The 17074-nt window shown below is 54.1% G+C and carries 17 protein-coding genes; 6 read left to right on the top strand and 11 right to left on the bottom strand.

Annotated features, from left to right (window positions below):
- Positions 1 to 6: 6 nt before the first annotated feature.
- The 4 genes from N7E69_RS01850 to dapA all read right to left on the bottom strand — a co-directional run bounded on the left by N7E69_RS01850 (position 7) and on the right by dapA (position 3818).
- Positions 7 to 870, bottom strand: a complete 864-nt coding sequence (locus N7E69_RS01850; protein WP_001267525.1) for a neutral zinc metallopeptidase — start codon at positions 868 to 870, stop codon at positions 7 to 9.
- 130 nt (positions 871 to 1000) lie between these two features.
- Positions 1001 to 1714, bottom strand: a complete 714-nt coding sequence (gene purC / locus N7E69_RS01855; protein ID WP_001171630.1) for a phosphoribosylaminoimidazolesuccinocarboxamide synthase — start codon at positions 1712 to 1714, stop codon at positions 1001 to 1003.
- 174 nt (positions 1715 to 1888) lie between these two features.
- Positions 1889 to 2923 (bottom strand): outer membrane protein assembly factor BamC, encoded by a 1035-nt coding sequence (gene bamC / locus N7E69_RS01860; protein WP_000331882.1) that lies wholly within the window; start codon positions 2921 to 2923, stop codon positions 1889 to 1891.
- Positions 2924 to 2939: 16 nt separating this feature from the next.
- Entirely contained in the window at positions 2940 to 3818 is an 879-nt protein-coding gene (gene dapA / locus N7E69_RS01865) for a 4-hydroxy-tetrahydrodipicolinate synthase (protein WP_000494019.1), read from the bottom strand.
- Positions 3819 to 3963: 145 nt separating this feature from the next.
- Between dapA and N7E69_RS01870 the strand changes: the two genes are divergently transcribed.
- Together N7E69_RS01870 and bcp are read left to right on the top strand one after the other, a co-directional pair.
- Positions 3964 to 4536 (top strand): glycine cleavage system transcriptional repressor, encoded by a 573-nt coding sequence (locus N7E69_RS01870; protein ID WP_000189061.1) that lies wholly within the window; start codon positions 3964 to 3966, stop codon positions 4534 to 4536.
- A complete protein-coding gene (gene bcp, locus N7E69_RS01875; protein ID WP_001068686.1) occupies positions 4536 to 5006 on the top strand; it encodes a thioredoxin-dependent thiol peroxidase in 471 nt (156 codons plus the stop codon). Before N7E69_RS01870 ends, bcp begins: the two co-directional genes overlap by 1 nt.
- Positions 5007 to 5052: 46 nt before the next feature.
- Here bcp and N7E69_RS01880 read toward each other — a convergent pair whose 3' ends face one another.
- The 4 genes from N7E69_RS01880 to N7E69_RS01895 form a co-directional block, all read right to left on the bottom strand.
- Positions 5053 to 6192, bottom strand: a complete 1140-nt coding sequence (locus N7E69_RS01880) for a glycerate kinase (protein WP_001751241.1) — start codon at positions 6190 to 6192, stop codon at positions 5053 to 5055.
- 5 nt (positions 6193 to 6197) lie between these two features.
- Positions 6198 to 7466, bottom strand: a complete 1269-nt coding sequence (locus N7E69_RS01885; protein WP_000200859.1) for a GntP family permease — start codon at positions 7464 to 7466, stop codon at positions 6198 to 6200.
- A gap of 67 nt (positions 7467 to 7533) precedes the next feature.
- On the bottom strand, positions 7534 to 8721 hold the full coding sequence (locus tag N7E69_RS01890; RefSeq protein WP_001574769.1) for a sugar diacid recognition domain-containing protein: 1188 nt from the start codon (positions 8719 to 8721) through the stop codon (positions 7534 to 7536).
- Positions 8722 to 8997: 276 nt separating this feature from the next.
- Positions 8998 to 10065, bottom strand: a complete 1068-nt coding sequence (locus N7E69_RS01895) for an AI-2E family transporter (RefSeq protein WP_000892056.1) — start codon at positions 10063 to 10065, stop codon at positions 8998 to 9000.
- Positions 10066 to 10272: 207 nt separating this feature from the next.
- Between N7E69_RS01895 and bepA the strand changes: the two genes are divergently transcribed.
- A complete protein-coding gene (gene bepA, locus N7E69_RS01900) occupies positions 10273 to 11736 on the top strand; it encodes a beta-barrel assembly-enhancing protease (protein WP_000489630.1) in 1464 nt (487 codons plus the stop codon).
- 39 nt (positions 11737 to 11775) lie between these two features.
- Positions 11776 to 12135 carry an arsenate reductase (glutaredoxin) gene (gene arsC, locus N7E69_RS01905; protein WP_000132650.1) on the top strand — a complete coding sequence of 120 codons (360 nt, stop codon included), beginning with the start codon at positions 11776 to 11778 and terminating at the stop codon, positions 12133 to 12135.
- Between the two features lie 26 nt (positions 12136 to 12161).
- Here the strand turns inward: arsC and N7E69_RS01910 are convergent, their stop codons facing one another.
- From N7E69_RS01910 to upp, 3 genes are all read right to left on the bottom strand, one after another.
- Entirely contained in the window at positions 12162 to 12863 is a 702-nt protein-coding gene (locus N7E69_RS01910) for a DnaA inactivator Hda (protein ID WP_061835882.1), read from the bottom strand.
- A 94-nt stretch (positions 12864 to 12957) separates the two neighbouring features.
- Complete coding sequence (gene uraA / locus N7E69_RS01915; protein ID WP_000198351.1) at positions 12958 to 14247, bottom strand: uracil permease; 1290 nt, start codon at positions 14245 to 14247, stop codon at positions 12958 to 12960.
- A gap of 87 nt (positions 14248 to 14334) precedes the next feature.
- A complete protein-coding gene (gene upp / locus N7E69_RS01920) occupies positions 14335 to 14961 on the bottom strand; it encodes a uracil phosphoribosyltransferase (protein WP_000706208.1) in 627 nt (208 codons plus the stop codon).
- Positions 14962 to 15374: 413 nt separating this feature from the next.
- On the opposite strand from upp, the gene purM reads away from it, so the two are divergent.
- Positions 15375 to 16412, top strand: coding sequence for a phosphoribosylformylglycinamidine cyclo-ligase (gene purM / locus N7E69_RS01925; protein WP_000130477.1), 1038 nt, complete (start codon positions 15375 to 15377; stop codon positions 16410 to 16412).
- Complete coding sequence (purN, locus tag N7E69_RS01930) at positions 16412 to 17050, top strand: phosphoribosylglycinamide formyltransferase (RefSeq protein WP_001028590.1); 639 nt, start codon at positions 16412 to 16414, stop codon at positions 17048 to 17050. Before purM ends, purN begins: the two co-directional genes overlap by 1 nt.
- Positions 17051 to 17074 lie beyond the last annotated feature (24 nt).

A 17074-nucleotide genomic window follows, 5' to 3' on the forward strand; every position in this document is an offset into this window, starting at 1 on the left:
GGTTTATCAAAAGTTTTTGCCAAACGTATTACATTGCGCCGGGTCACCGCTGTCAAATCCACGCTTAAACCAGCTGTAGCGCTGTTCTGAGGTGCCGTGGGTAAAACTATCCGGCACGACGCGCCCCTGCCCCTGTTGCTGTAAGCGATCGTCGCCGATAGCCCGTGCGGCATTGAGCGCCTCTTCCAGATCGCCCGCCTCCAGTACACCTTGCTGCTGCATACTGTGTCCCCACACGCCGGCAAAGCAATCCGCCTGTAGCTCCATGCGCACCGAAAGGCGATTCACCTCCGTTTGCGACGCGTTTTGCTGTAACTGGCGTACTTTAGGCTCAATACCTAACAGTTTTTGTACGTGGTGGCCGACTTCGTGGGCGATGACATAACCCTGAGCAAAATCACCGTCCGCGCCCAGCTTATTTTTCATATCATCGTAAAATGAGAGATCGATATAGACGGTGCCGTCCGCCGGGCAGTAAAACGGCCCCATCACGGACTGACCCGCACCACAGCCGGTGCGCGTCATACCACGGTACATCACCAGTTTTGGCTGCTGATAGCCGCGCCCCACTTTTTGAAAGAGTTGCCCCCAGGTATCTTCGGTCGTCGCCAGAATCACCGAGGTAAATTTTGCCGCTTCATCATCATTGGGGCTTATCGAACGCGTCGACTGCTGCTGCGAAACCGGCTGACCGGTCAACAGACCGGTTAAATCCACCCCATAGTACCCTGCGACCAACACCACCACCAACAGAATGATGCCGCCTTTTCCGCGCGGAAGACGAAAGCCAGGACCACCCAGCGAGGGGCCGCCTGGCCGATTACGTCTGTCCTCTACATTGTTACTTTCACGACGCCCTTGCCAGCGCATAATCACCTCATTCTCTCTTTGTTATACAGATGATCGTAGGCGGTCAGGCGCAGGATTACCACAGGTAAACGCTATCAGAATGAGGAAAGGATGATACCGGAGAGCGGTTGCCCCCCGGTCAGAAGCGGAATTAATCTAATTTCACGCCCAGGCGATGCGCGACGGCTTCATAGGCTTCAATCAGACCGCCCAGACTCTGGCGGAAGCGGTCTTTGTCCATTTTGTCCAGCGTCTCTTTATCCCACAGGCGGCTGCCGTCCGGCGAAAACTCATCGCCCAGCACCACTTCGCCTTTATACAGGCCAAACTCCAGTTTGAAATCCACCAGGATAAGACCCGCGTCATCAAACAGTTTTTTCAGTACGTCGTTGGCTTTGTAGGTTAGCTCTTTCATACGCGCCAGATTTTCCTGACTTACCCAACCGAACGTTTCACAGTAGGAACTATTCACCATCGGGTCGTGCAGCGCGTCGTTTTTCAGGAACAGATCGAAGATCGGCGGGTTAAGCTCCATGCCTTCCTCCACGCCCAGACGCTTGACCAGCGACCCTGCCGCACGGTTGCGCACCACACATTCAACCGGCACCATCTCCAGCTTCTTCACCAGACACTCGGTATCAGACAGCAAACGTTCCATCTGGGTCGGGATGCCCGCCTCGGCCAGTTTGGTCATAATGAAATGGTTGAATTTGTTATTTACCATGCCCTTGCGATCAAACTGTTCAATGCGCGCGCCATCCCCTGCTGACGTATCATTGCGGAATTCGAGCACCAACAGGTCCGGGTTTTCCGTGCTGTATACGGTTTTCGCTTTACCACGATACAACTCAGCTTGCTTTTGCATCTTTAACACTCCTGGGTGTGAATTAACGATAAGTATTCATTTCCTGCTACGCCTGCCGGAGACGTCGGCCTGTAATTGTGGTGCGAAATAGCGGTTAAATCGCGTTTTTGTACCGACGCACACGTTTGCGTATCTTATCAGAAAAAAGGGCCGGATTACTCCAGCCCTGTTAAATTACTTGTTGAACGCTGCCTGGAAGACGGCAACCAGCGCGTCGTTCTGGCTTTGCGTCAGAGTATGCCCCTTAGGATCGATAAACTGCAAGCTGCTGCGGTTATCTAAATCGCCGACCTGCAACTTATAGTCTCCGGATGCCAGGCCCGGGTCGCTAGCGCCCAGATCCCGCCAGTCGCTGTCAGACAACGGTTTGTACGTTACCGCCATGCTGCCCTGAGAGCGAGTGCTGTCGGTGACTTTCATGCCCACTTTTTCCAGCGCGGCCGGGAGGCGTTGCCACACGAGGTTGAACGGACCGCGAACGACCAGCATAGGTAAACCGGTATCATCAGCGGCGCTCTGCACATCCATCGTTGCGGCGGAACGGTTCTGCGCGGCATTTGCCGCATCCGTAGCGGTCTTATCCAGACCGGCGGAAATGACGTTCATCATTTCCGTGCTATAGCGCTGCAGCGACGCCGCGTCAGCGACCGGCTTGCCAGCCTGTTCCAGATTAACCAGTTTTACCGTTACCGCCTGCTGATAGCCCTGCGGCTTCACCGAGATTTGATAACGTCCACGATACTGTTCGTCTTCATCCAGGCGGTTCCAGCTCACCCAATCGGTCGTCAGGGTCTGGCTGGCATCGTCACGTTTTTCAATCGGATAATTTTTCGCCTGAAGCACGCTGACGACTTGCGGCCACAGCGTGCTGCTACGACCATTTTCCACCAATAGCGTAGCGGTATCGCCAGAGAACTGGGTACGCGCGCCGCTCACTAACGCTAACGGCTGCGCTGGCGGACGGATATCCAACGCCTTACCAACCGCGCCGCTCCCCTTCGTGACCGGAATAACGTAGTCGCCGGTCGTTATCGGCAGGATCATTCCTGCCGGGGCGTGAAGTTCAGCAAGCGGCGCGGCATCCAGATAGGATTCATCGCCGCTTACCTGGCGCTTGTAGCGCGAATCGGAACTACAGGCAGCGAGCAGCAAAACAAGCGAAACACCCGCAACCTTCGCCAGGCGCGACTTTTGTACTGAGTAAGCCATCAAATCTCCCTAAACTTTACAGCAGGCCAGCATGCTGAAGCGCTGCTTTGACGATGTCACGACCATGGTCTGTGATAGGCGTCATTGGCAGGCGCAGCGTGTCGGTCGCCACAAGACCCAATGCCTTACATGCCCATTTCACCGGGATAGGATTGGGTTCGACAAATAGTTTGTTGTGTAACGGCATCAGACGCTGGTTGATAGCGCGCGCCTCGGCAAATTGCCCTTCCGCCGCCAGTTTGCACATGTCAGCCATATCGCGCGCCGCTACGTTAGCCGTAACGGAAATCACGCCATGACCACCCAGTTGCATAAAGTCCAGCGCAGACGCGTCATCACCGCTAAGCAGAATAAAATCGTCTGAAACCAGCTCTTTGATCTGGTGAACGCGGGTTAAGTTCCCTGTCGCCTCTTTGATAGCGATAATATTTTTTATTTCCGCCAGACGACCCACGGTTTCCGGCAACATGTCGCAACCGGTACGGGACGGCACATTATACAGAATTTGCGGCAAGTCAGTGTGTTCCGCGATGGCTTTGAAATGCTGGAACAAACCTTCCTGCGTGGGGCGATTGTAGTACGGCGTTACCGTCAGGCAGCCAACAATGCCGCTATCGTTAAAACGCTGCGTCAGGCTAATCGCTTCCGCGGTCGCGTTTGCGCCCGTGCCGGCGATAACCGGAATACGTCCGTCAGCCAGTTCCAGCGTCATCATCACGACATCGCCATGTTCATCATGGCTTAGCGTGGCAGACTCGCCAGTAGTGCCAACCGAAACAATCGCCGAGGTACCGTTGGCGACATGATAATCAATGAGTTTTTTCAGGCAAGACCTACTGACGTTACCTTTCTCATCCATCGGCGTAACAAGCGCGACAATACTTCCCGTGAACATGGGCCATCCTCTGTGCAAACAAGTCCCTCAATGGTACGTTTGGTATGGCAATAAAAGCAAGCGACCAAAGCCGTTCTGATTGTTGTATGCAGGTTTTTTTTATGGTTTCCTTAAGATTACCTCACCGCTCAAAGGAATAACTGGTTTGACACCGTCATCACAACACTATTTGGTTATCACTGCGCTGGGCGCCGACAGGCCCGGTATTGTGAATACCATTACTCGCCATGTCAGCAGTTGCGGCTGTAATATCGAAGACAGCCGACTGGCGATGCTGGGCGATGAATTCACGTTTATTATGCTGTTGTCCGGCACGTGGAACGCGATTACCTTGATTGAATCGACATTGCCGTTAAAAGGCGCGGAGCTGGATCTGCTGATTGTGATGAAACGGACGTCCGACCGCCCCCGCCCGGCAATGCCCGCGACGGTATGGGTTCAGGTTGAGGTCGCCGACTCCCCGCATTTAATTGAGCGATTCACCGCGCTGTTTAATAGTCATGAAATGAATATTGCGGAGCTGGTCTCCCGCACGCAGCCGGCTGAAGGTGATAAAGCTGCGCAATTATTTATTCAAATCACCGCACATAGCCCGGCGTCGCAAAATTCCGCAAATATTGAGCAAGCCTTTAAAGCACTATGTACAGAACTCAATGCGCAAGGCAGTATAAACGTCGTCAATTACTCACAACATGATGAACAGGATGGAGTTAAGTAATGAATCCACTGAAAGCCGGTGATATCGCACCGAAATTTAGCTTGCCGGATCAAGACGGGGAACAAGTAAATTTGACCGACTTCCAGGGACAGCGCGTTCTGGTTTATTTCTACCCAAAAGCCATGACACCCGGCTGTACCGTGCAGGCCTGCGGCTTACGCGATAACATGGACGAGCTCAAAAAAGCAGGCGTGGACGTGCTGGGCATCAGCACCGATAAACCTGAAAAACTCTCCCGTTTCGCTGAAAAAGAGCTGCTGAACTTTACCCTTTTGTCCGATGAAAACCATCAGGTGTGTGAACAGTTCGGCGTCTGGGGCGAAAAGTCGTTTATGGGCAAAACGTATGACGGCATTCACCGCATCAGCTTTTTGATTGACGCTGATGGTAAGATTGAACACGTCTTTAATGATTTTAAAACCAGCAATCACCATGATGTGGTGCTGAACTGGCTGAAAGAAAACGCGTAAAAGCCTCAGGCCGCGCTGATGTGCGGCCTGGAAAGGGAATGCGCCGTCAGGCTTGCCGCGCCAGACGCCATATCGCCGCCACATTGCGCGCCGACAGGCTCAGGTTATATTCCGCCTCGTGTAAGGCTTCCGGCAGCGTAACGATATGCGACAAAATCGACAGCGCTGCATCGATACCCTGTTGATACACAACGTGATGATCGTGTTGCAGCCCACCGGCGAGCGCGATAACCGGTTTATGATACCGCTTCGCCACTCTGGCGACGCCAATCGGCGTCTTGCCGCAAATACTTTGGCTGTCCAGCCGCCCTTCTCCGGTAATCACCAGATCGGCATCTTTAACCGCCTGCTCAAGCTGTAGCGTTTCCACGACAATCTCTACGCCGGCGCGTAATTCCGCATTGAGCAATCCTAAAAGCGCGGCGCCCATTCCACCTGCCGCGCCCGCGCCGGGAGCATTAATCACCTCACGCCCCGTAGCCTGATAAATATGTCTGCCCCAGTTTTCCAGCGCCGCGTCCAGGGTGTTCACCATTTCCGCTGTCGCCCCTTTTTGTGGGCCAAAAATGGCCGATGCGCCCTGGGGACCACACAGCGGATTGTTGACATCGCACGCCACGGTTATCGATACCTTACGCAGCAATGGGTGACAACCGGACAGATCGATAGAGGCCAGCGCCGCCAGCGCCTCGCCGCCCGGAAAAAGCGAGCGCCCCTGTTTATCGCGCAATATAACGCCAAGCGCCTGCATCATCCCCGCGCCGCCGTCATTCGTCGCGCTGCCGCCAATTCCCAGAATAATACGCTTTACGCCACGCTCCAGCGCCGCGACGATTAACTCGCCGGTGCCGTAGCTGGTGGTATTAAGCGGGTTGCGCAATTCAGGCGAAACGTGATGCAGCCCGGATGCCGCCGCCATTTCAATCACGGCGGTATCGCTATCGCCCAGCATTCCCCAGCGCGCGGCCACCGGTTGCCCTAGCGGGCCTTGTACCCACTGGTCAATATAACGCCCGCCGCTGGCCTCCACCATTGATTGTACGGTTCCTTCCCCGCCATCCGCCATGGGCACTTTAACGTAGTCGGCGTCAGGATAAATTTCGCGGAACCCCTTTTCTATCGCCTCAGCGACCGCCATTGCGGACAAACTTTCTTTAAATGAATCAGGAGCAATAACAATTTTCATAGGGATTATCCTGCAAAACCAAAGAAACCGAACATCAGAGTAGAAATAAAGGTAATGGCTAACCCCACCAGCGTTTCATACGGCATTAGCTTTAAACGTTCATGAATTTGCATATTGACGCTGCCGCCCGTCGCGTGGAAAAAGCTGCCGTGCGGCAGATGGTCCAGCACCGTGGCGCCCGCATGGATCATAGCGGCTCCCGCCAGGGCGGAAACGCCAAGTTCAAGTAACGTGGGAGAGAAAACGCCGGACGCCACCGCCGTTCCCGCCGTGGTTGAGGCCGTCGCCATTGACATCATGGCGCCAGACACGGGCGCCAGCAGCCAGGATGGCAATCCCGAAGCGGTGAGGCCATGAATCAGGACATCTTTAAGTTCGGAATTAGCGATAATGCCGGCCAGCGTACCGGTTCCCAGCAACATAATAGCGACAGGCGCCATACGCATCAGACCAGCGACCATGTACTGGTTACAGTGGCGCGCGCGTCCCATCAACAGCAGACCGACCAATCCCCCTACGGGCAGGGCAATTAACGGGTCAATGGAAATGCCGGCAAACGGACGGAGAGAAAGCAGGAAAATAGCGACCAGCGGCGCGCTAATCGCCACCAGAAAACCGGGTCTGGCGACGGAGTCATCATGGTGAGTCACTTCATGATCGGCGACGCCCGCGCCTTTATTATTCAGCCGTTTCGCTAACAGATAGGCGATAATAAGCCCAACGATGCCCGGAACCACGCCCGCCAGCATAATAGAGGTAAGAGGAACATGAAACGCATCGGAGGCGGCAATAGCGTTCGGGTTGGGTGACATCACGTTACCCGCTTTGCCGCCGCCGACCATCGCCAGCAGAATAGCGCTTTTTGACAGGCCTGCATTACGCGCAATCGACAGCGCAATCGGCGCGACGGTAATCACCGCCACATCAATAAATACGCCGACGGCGGTCAGACATAGTGTGGCAATGGCTAATGCCAATAACGCCCGGGTTTCCCCCACTTTGCGGACAATCGTCTCAGCAATCGTATTCGCCGCCCCGGACTCAATTAATACGCCCGCCAGTACGCCTGCGGCCAGAATACGCAATACGGCATTAACGATGCCCTGCGCGCCTGACACCATCAGCGACACGGTTTGCAGAAGATCGGCGCCGCCAATCAAACCGCCGACCAGCGCGCCCGCCATCATGCCGTAGGCTGGCGACACTTTTCTTAAAATTAATACGATGGCCACAACCAATGCGGCAATGGCTCCCAGGGTGGATATCGACGTCATATACTGCGCCTCCTTTAACATGGAGCGCGCAGTATGGAAAAAACCGCCTAAAAATCCGCTGGAGCTTTCAACAAATTTCGATTCGACCAGGCAGCGGTAACTTGTCGGACGGTACAGATTCGGCCTGAAGCTCCATACCGATATAAAGCCAAAGCGTACTTTTTAACTCGTTGATTTTTATGTGCGTAATATCCTCACAGCGCTGTAAGCGATAGCGCAATGTATTCACATGAATATGCAATGCTTTGGCCGTTTGCGTCAGGTCACAATTATGTTCAAACCAAGTCCGCAGCGTCTGTTGCAATACGCCTTTCGCGTCATGTTGCGCCAGTTGCAGCCACAGACGCGATAACTCCTGCACTTGCCAACTTTCAGACAGCCCGCTTAGCAGCGCGGGAAGCGCGTGGTCATGATAAAAAATGTACTGGCTGCGCAGCTTTTGTCTTTTCGCCATCGCCTGCGTGGCTCTCGCTGTGAGCAAAGATCGGTGCAATCCCGTCTCGCCGGCAAAATAGCCCCCAACCAAAATACGGCTAAAGCCCGATGATGCAGCCCATGATTTAAAAATCTGCAATTCGCCCATTTCCTGGCGGGTATTCCACTTTCCCTCTTTTAACGTGATAGGCTTAATAATGATTAATTCATTAAATTCGGTAAACGTCACCAAATGGTTACGCGCGTGATTCTCGAAATAATCCATTACATTGCGCAGCGCTTCGCGATCCGGCTGGGAAAGTTCAATAATCAGCACCACTCTGGGAACCGCCAGATCAATACCCAGATAGGCCGCCATGGAGCGCAACGACTCTGTTGAATTTTCTCGCAAAATCAATTGGTTGATCAGCTCTTCGCGATAGCGTTTATCCCATTGTCGCTGTTCGATCAGCACCATATGCTCGATCACCAGCTCCGCCGCCATTTTAACCAGCTCGGCATACGCGCGAACCTCCTCCGGCTCGCCGGTAATGCCGACCACGCCGATAAGCTGTTCATGAAAAGAGATGGGAAGATTAATGCCGGATCGCACGCCTTTAAGCTGATTGGCGGTAGCGGAATCAATTTCTACAAAACGGTTTTCCTTCAGCGCCAGAATGGCCCCTTCGTGACGCTGGCGAAGCCGCGAAGGTTCGCCAGACGCGATAATGACGCCATGCTCATCCATGACGTTTACCGAGTAAGGAATAATTTTCATGGCTCGCTGTACAATTTGCCGCGCGGTATACCCTTTCAAGTAATGTTTTCTCAACACACTCATTCCCTGTTTCGTTATCGCTTCACATTAAAAAAACAATCTCGCATCAATGATGTCACTTATTAACGAATTTCTCAGAAGAATGCTTAGGCTAAGTCACCAAATTTTGGCGGCTTTACAGCGAGAATTTTGTAGGTTCCGACAATAAAAATGCCGCAACACGGTGCGGCATTAAAAAAAAGAGCGGCTTTCTAAGCGCTTGTCCCTCATCAGGCGTGCGCAAAATGGCGGCAGGGCACTATGATGTCGTTCACGCTTTACAACTTTTGTACTGACCGCTCAGGATGAGGCATCCGTCACCTGACCATCCGGCCAGGCATGGACAACGGCTTTAATCAGCGTCGCCAATGGAATGGCGAAAAACACCCCCCAGAATCCCCACAGACCGCCGAAAATCACCACTGACAGAATAATCACCAGCGGATGCAAATTCACCGCTTCGGAGAAAAGTACCGGTACCAGCAAATTGCCATCCAGCGCCTGAATAATCAGATAAACGGCAAAACAGCTCCAGAATTCCGTCCCCAGGCCAAACTGAAACAGCGCGACGCCCACCACCGGAATTGTCACCACAAAGGCGCCGATATAGGGGATCAGGACCGAAAAGCCCACCAGTACCGCCAACAGTAGCGAATAGTTGAGGCCAAACAGCAAAAAGCCCAGCCAGGTCGCCACGCCCACCACTACCATCTCCAGCACTTTTCCGCGGATATAGTTGGTGATCTGCTGATTCATCTCATTCCACACCTGCCCCGCCAGCCCGCGATTACGCGGCAGCACGCGGCGCACGGCATTCAGCATCTGCTCTTTATCTTTTACCAGGAAAAAGACCATCAGCGGCACCAGCACCAGATATACCGCCAGCGTCAGTAGCCCGACTAACGACGCCAGCGAATACTTCACCACCGAATCGCCCATGTTAAGCATCCGGGTACGCATGTTTTCCGCCATCGCATCAATAATGCCCGCATCCATCAGCGCCGGATAGCGTCGCGGCAAGGTCGCGGCGAAATCGGACAGTTTATTCAGCATACCGGGCATATCACGAATCAGGTAAATACCCTGCTGCCAGGCAATCGGCATCACCACAAACGCCATTAATAACAGAATGCCGACAAAGAGGATAAGGACAATGGAGGCAGCCCAGCGCCGGGAACAGCCAATCGCCTGCAGGCGCGCCGTCGGCCACTCCAGCAGGTAGGCCAGTACGATTGCGACCAGCAGCGGCGCTAACAGGCCGCTAAAGAAAAAGAGGATGCTAAAACCAGCCACCAGAATGACCAGCAAGGCAATCGCCTCCGGGTCGCTGAAGCGACGGCGATACCATTGCATTAACATTTCGAGCATAAAACCCTTCCCAGAACTCAACTGCGGGATTGTGATGCCGAATTGTATCGAAATGTCACAAAAAAGACTTCGCTTTTTATCGTTGATTCAGGAAACTAAAATAGTGAGTCTGTGCTCATCACAGTTACACTTATGAAGTGTCGGAGCGTGGAACGATATTTCACGACGTTGGTCAAAGGGCTATCTCAAAACAACAGGATAGAGGTTATGTTCAGGCAGTTGAAAAAAAACCTGGTGGCAACCCTCATTGCAGCATTGGCTCTCGGTCAGGTCGCGCCCGCATTTGCCGACCCTGCCGACACGCTGCCCGATATGGGAACCTCGGCAGGAAGCACGCTTTCTATCGGACAAGAGATGCAAATGGGCGACTTTTATGTGCGCCAGCTACGCGGCAGCGCGCCGTTAATCAACGATCCGCTGCTGGTGCAATACATTAACGCGCTGGGTATGCGTCTGGTCTCGCACGCCGACTCCGTCAAAACGCCCTTCCATTTTTTCTTGATCAATAATGACGAAATCAACGCCTTCGCGTTCTTTGGCGGCAATGTGGTGCTGCACTCGGCGCTTTTTCGCTACGCGGATAACGAAAGCCAGCTAGCTTCAGTCATGGCGCATGAAATCTCCCACGTGACGCAGCGCCACCTGGCGCGCGCGATGGAAGATCAAAAGCGCAGCGCGCCGCTTACCTGGGTGGGCGCGCTGGGTTCCATTTTGCTGGCCATGGCCAGCCCACAGGCCGGTATGGCGGCGCTAACCGGTACTCTGGCGGGAACGCGCCAGGGAATGATAAGTTTCACCCAGCAAAATGAGCAAGAAGCCGACCGTATTGGTATTCAGGTACTGCAACGCGCCGGATTTGACCCACAGGCGATGCCCTCTTTCCTCGAAAAACTGCTCGACCAGGCGCGTTACTCCACGCGTCCGCCTGAAATTTTGCTCACTCACCCCTTACCGGAAAGCCGCCTTGCGGATGCCCGCAACCGTGCCAACCAGATGCGCCCGGTCGTGGTGCAATCTTCCGCCGACTTTTATTTCGCCAAAGCGCGCGCCCTGGGAATGTACAATTCCGGACGTAACCAGCTCACCAGCGACCTGCTGGATCAGTGGTCTAAAGGCAACGTGCGTCAGCAACATGCGGCGCAATATGGCCGGGCGTTGCAGGCGATGGAAGCGAGCAAGTACGATGAAGCGCGCAAAACGTTGCAGCCGCTGTTAAGCGCAGAACCGAACAATGCCTGGTATCTTGACCTCGCCACCGATATTGACCTCGGGCAGAAAAGAGCCAACGACGCGATTAATCGCCTGAAAAATGCCCGCGATCTGCGCGTTAATCCTGTGCTGCAGTTAAACCTCGCCAATGCGTACCTCCAGGGAGGCCAGCCAAAAGCGGCGGAAACCATTCTGAATCGCTACACCTTTAGCCATAAAGATGACGGTAACGGCTGGGATCTGCTTGCTCAGGCCGAAGCCGCGCTGAACAACCGCGATCAGGAGCTGGCGGCGCGCGCTGAAAGTTATGCGCTGGCGGGACGACTGGATCAGGCAATTTCACTGCTCAGTAGCGCCAGCGCCCAGGCAAAACTGGGTAGCCAGCAACAGGCGCGTTACGATGCGCGTATCGACCAGCTGCGCCAGTTACAGGAACGCTTCAAGCCATACACGAAAATGTAATCGCCGTTTATTAGCCGGATGGCGTCACAAGGAGAACTCATGACCGACACGATTAAAATCTACCATAACCCGCGCTGCTCGAAGAGCCGCGACACGCTGAACCTACTGAAATCTAACGGCGTGGAACCGGAAGTGGTGCTTTATCTGGATACGCCCGCCGACGCCGCCACCGTGCGGGAACTGCTGCGTATGTTGGGCATGTCCAGCGCGCGCGAACTGATGCGCCAGAAAGAAGATCTCTATAAAACGCTTCACCTGGCGGATAGCCAGCTGAGTGAAGAGGCGTTAATCCAGGCGCTGGTTGAACACCCTAAACTGATGGAGCGCCCCATTGTGGTGGCAAATGGTCAGGCGCGCATTGGCCGACCGCCTGAGCAGGTGCTGGACATCCTCGGTTAACCGTTGAACGCCGCCGTCGCGGCGTATTACAGTTTCAGAATCTCTTTGACAAACGGGATCGTCAGTTTTCGCTGGGCAGTGATCGACGCATGATCGAGCTGATCCAGCGTCATAAACAGCGTGCGCATTTCGCGATCAAGACGTTTGAGTAAAAACCGCCCAACATCTTCCGGCAGTTCAAACCCCCGTAACCGGGCACGCAACTGTAGCGCCTGAAGTTTGTCTTCATCGGAAAGAGGCTGGAGTTTATAGATTTGCCCCCAATCCAGACGGGAAGCGAGATCGGGCAAGCCCAGATTTAACTGTCTTGGCGGACGATCGCCGGTGATCAATAACCGCGTCTTACCGGACTCCAGAATGCGGTTATAGAGATCAAAGATCGCCATCTCCCACAGTTCATCGCCAGCGACACACTCAATGTTATCAATACACACCAGCGAGAGGTGTTCCATACCGTCGAGCACTTCCGGCACGAACCAGGTACGTTTATCGAGCGGGACGTAGCCTACCGCATCTCCACGCTGCGACAATTCAGCGCAGGCGGCGTGCAGCAAATGGCTGCGGCCCGCGCCTTCACGCGCCCAAAGGTAGATATATCCACTATGTTCCTGGCGCAACACGTTTTGTAACGCGGCCAGTAGAGAGGCGTTATCCCCCGGCCAGAAACTTGCGAAAGTTTCGTCGTCAGGAAGATAAAGTGGCAAAGAGAGCTGTGCCGGTGTGTTCAGAGATACCTCAACCCAGGATGACATAAAATCGCGCTGAGTTTACCACATAATTCCCGTGAGATAGAACCGGGCAGCATCGCTGCCCGGCAACCCGTTACTGATGCGGAGGCTCCGCATCATTTGCCTCCAGTACCACTTCTTCCGGACGCAACAGGCTAATCAGTTTAAAAATCAGGCTCAGGCCAATCCCGACGATGGTCGCCAGCGCCATCCCTTTCAATTCTGCCGCGCCGATATGCACTTTCGCGCCGCTCACGCCGATGATCAAAATCACCGAGGTGAGGATCAGGTTTTGCGCTTTGTTGTAGTCGACTTTCGATTCGATCAAGACGCGAATCCCCGACGCGCCGATAACGCCGTACAACAGCAGCGAGACGCCGCCCATCACGGGTAACGGGATAATCTGAATCGCCGCCGCCAGTTTGCCAACGCAGGAAAGCAGAATGGCGAAAATCGCCGCGCCGCCGATAACCCAGGTACTGTAAACGCGGGTGATCGCCATGACGCCAATATTTTCCCCATAGGTGGTATTCGGCGTGGAGCCGAAGAAACCGGAAATGATCGTCGACAATCCGTTAGCGAACATCGAGCGGTGCAAACCGGGATCGCGCACTAAATCTTTTTTGACGATATTCGCCGTCACCACCAGATGACCGACATGCTCGGCAATCACGACCAACGCCGCGGGCAGAATCGTCAGGATAGCGAACCATTCAAAACGCGGCGTATAGAAGGTCGGCAGCGCAAACCAGTGCGCCTGGGCAATCGGCGTGGTATCGACCACCCCCAGCGCGAATGACAGCGCATAGCCCGCCAGCACGCCGATCAAAATCGGAATGATCGCCAGGAAACCGCGAAACAGTACGGAGCCGAACACCGTCACCGCCAGCGTGACCATGGAGATAATAATTGTTTTCGTGTCCGGCGACTGCCCTTGCGCAGGCAGCAATCCGGCCATCCCCGCCGCGACGCCAGCCAGCTCCAGACCGATGACGGCAACGATTGCGCCCATTGCCGCAGGCGGGAACATCACATCCAGCCAGCCGGTGCCCGCTTTTTTAACGATGAAAGAGACCAGACAGAACAACACGCCGCACATAATAAAACCGCCCAGCGCCACTTCATAACCCAGCGGCAACAACAGTAGTACCGGGGAAATAAAGGCAAAGCTCGATCCGAGGTAGGCAGGAATTTTACCTTTGCAGATAAAGAGATACAGCAACGTTCCGATACCGTTAAACAGCAGCACCGTCGCGGGATTGATATGAAACAGAACTGGCACCAGCACGGTCGCGCCAAACATGGCGAAAAGGTGCTGTAAACTAAGCGGGATTGTCTGTAAAAGCGGCGATCTTTCACTCACCCCGATAGCACGGCGCGTCATAGTGTTTTCCTCTAAGTGTGTTTGTTATGAGTGGTTTTATTCAAAAAAAAGCCGACTCTTAAAGTCGGCTTTTAATTATTTATTCACTTATTTGGTACCAAAAATCTTATCGCCGGCATCGCCAAGCCCCGGAATAATGTATCCGTGCTCGTTAAGCCCCTGATCGATAGAGGCGGTGTACAGTTCAACGTCCGGGTGCGCTTTTTCCAGCGCCGCAATGCCTTCCGGCGCGGCGACCAGCACCAGCACCTTAATGCTGCTACAGCCTGCTTTTTTCAGCAGGTCGATGGTCGCGATGACAGAACCGCCGGTCGCCAGCATCGGGTCGACGATCAGCGCCATGCGCTCATCAATGTTCGATACCAGTTTCTGGAAATAAGGTACTGGCTCAAGCGTCTCTTCGTTACGGTACATCCCGACTACGCTGATACGCGCGCTCGGTACATTTTCCAGAACGCCTTCCATCATGCCCAGACCCGCGCGCAGAATCGGCACAACGGTAATTTTTTTACCTTTGATCTGGTCGATTTCCACCGGGCCATTCCAGCCTTCGATGGTGACTTTTTCCGTTTCCAGGTCGGCTGTCGCTTCATACGTCAGCAGGCTGCCTACTTCTGAGGCGAGTTCACGAAAGCGTTTAGTGCTAATGTCGTTTTCACGCATCAGACCCAGCTTGTGTTTGACGAGTGGGTGTTTGACTTCCACGATCTTCATACTCTTCTCCTATCCTCAGATGACTGGCAACCACAAAAAAAAATCGCCGGATTATACCGCTTTTCCTCTCTGACGCAACACAATGTATGCTTGACCTAGATCAACCAAAAGCGCTGATAGCGGAAAAGTGAGTATAAATCACTCACGTTGAAACAGGCGATAAAGGCTAACAACCGTTTGAATATTAGCAATTTTAAGGGTGAATGACCTGTCCCGACCGCCTGTCGTAAACCAAGTGCTGGATATCCTTTTCTTTTTTACCAACAGGGAAATTTTCAAGCAGCGACCGAAACCATGCAAAAAAAATCGCCCGGATAATCAGGGCGCAGACCACGCTCGCAAACGTTTGCTTTCCCTGTTAGAATTGCGCCGAATTTAACTTTTACCGCAAAAAAAACGTGGGGAACCAGGCAGTGACCGATAAGACCTCTCTTAGCTATAAAGATGCCGGCGTCGATATTGATGCGGGTAACGCTCTGGTTGATCGAATCAAAGGCGTAGTGAAGAAAACTCGCCGCCCGGAGGTTATGGGCGGTCTGGGCGGTTTCGGTGCGCTGTGCGCGTTGCCGCAAAAATATCGTGAACCGGTACTGGTTTCCGGCACTGACGGCGTAGGCACCAAACTTCGCCTGGCGATGGACTTAAAGCGCCACGACGCTATCGGTATTGATCTGGTGGCAATGTGCGTAAACGATCTGGTCGTTCAGGGCGCGGAACCGCTGTTTTTCCTCGATTACTATGCCACGGGTAAACTGGATGTCGATACCGCCGCCAGCGTGATCAACGGTATTGCCGAAGGCTGCCTGCAATCCGGCTGCGCGCTGGTCGGCGGCGAGACGGCGGAAATGCCGGGCATGTATCACGGCGAAGATTACGATGTGGCGGGTTTCTGCGTCGGCGTAGTCGAAAAATCAGAAATCATCGACGGCTCCCGGGTTGCCGAAGGCGACGTGCTGATTGCGCTCGGCTCCAGCGGCCCGCACTCGAATGGATATTCGCTGGTGCGGAAAATTATTGACGTTAGCGGCTGCGACCCACAAACCACTCTGCTGGAAGGGAAGCCGCTGGCCGATCATCTGCTTGAACCGACCCGTATCTACGTAAAATCGGTTCTGGAACTGATTGAAAACGTCGATGTGCACGCTATCGCCCACCTCACCGGCGGCGGCTTTTGGGAAAATATTCCGCGCGTTCTGCCGGAGAATACCCAGGCGGTAATTAATGAGTCGTCATGGCAGTGGCCCGCCATCTTTACCTGGCTGCAAACCGCCGGTAATGTCAGCCGACATGAAATGTACCGTACCTTTAACTGCGGCGTCGGCATGGTGATTGCGCTCTCCGCTCCGGAAGCGGACAAAGCGCTTGCTCTGCTAAACGAGAAAGGTGAAAACGCATGGAAAATCGGTATCATCAAAGCCTCTGATTCCGAACAGCGTGTGGTTATTGAATAATGAATATTGTGGTGCTGATTTCCGGCAATGGAAGCAATTTACAGGCGATTATCGATGCCTGCGAAGCGAAGAAAATTAAAGGCACCCTCAGGGCAGTATTCAGCAATAAGGCCGACGCGTTCGGCCTTGAACGCGCCAGAGAAGCCGGCATTCCGGCGCAAGCGCTGACTGCCGATCGGTTTGACAGCCGCGACGCCTTCGATCGCGAGTTGATTCGCAAGATAGACGCGTATGCGCCCGATGTGGTCGTGCTGGCCGGTTTTATGCGTATTCTGAGTCCGATGTTTGTCGCGCATTACTACGGGCGTCTGCTGAACATTCACCCTTCCCTGCTGCCAAAATATCCGGGGTTGCATACCCATCGCCAGGCGCTGGAAAACGGCGATGAGGAGCACGGTACCTCGGTACATTTCGTGACAGACGAACTCGACGGCGGCCCGGTCATTCTCCAGGCGAAGGTGCCGGTTTTTGCCGGCGACAGCGAAGATGATATCACCGCACGCGTACAGACTCAGGAACATGCGATTTATCCGCTGGTGATTAGCTGGTTTGCGCAGGGGCGTCTAAAGATGCGCGATAACGCCGCCTGGCTGGACGGGCGTCGTCTGCCGCCGCAAGGTTATGCGTCTGACGAATAATACGTCATCGAACAGGACTGCGTC

Source organism: Salmonella sp. 3C (genome assembly GCF_025426275.1).
GTDB classification, from domain to species: domain Bacteria; phylum Pseudomonadota; class Gammaproteobacteria; order Enterobacterales; family Enterobacteriaceae; genus Salmonella; species Salmonella enterica.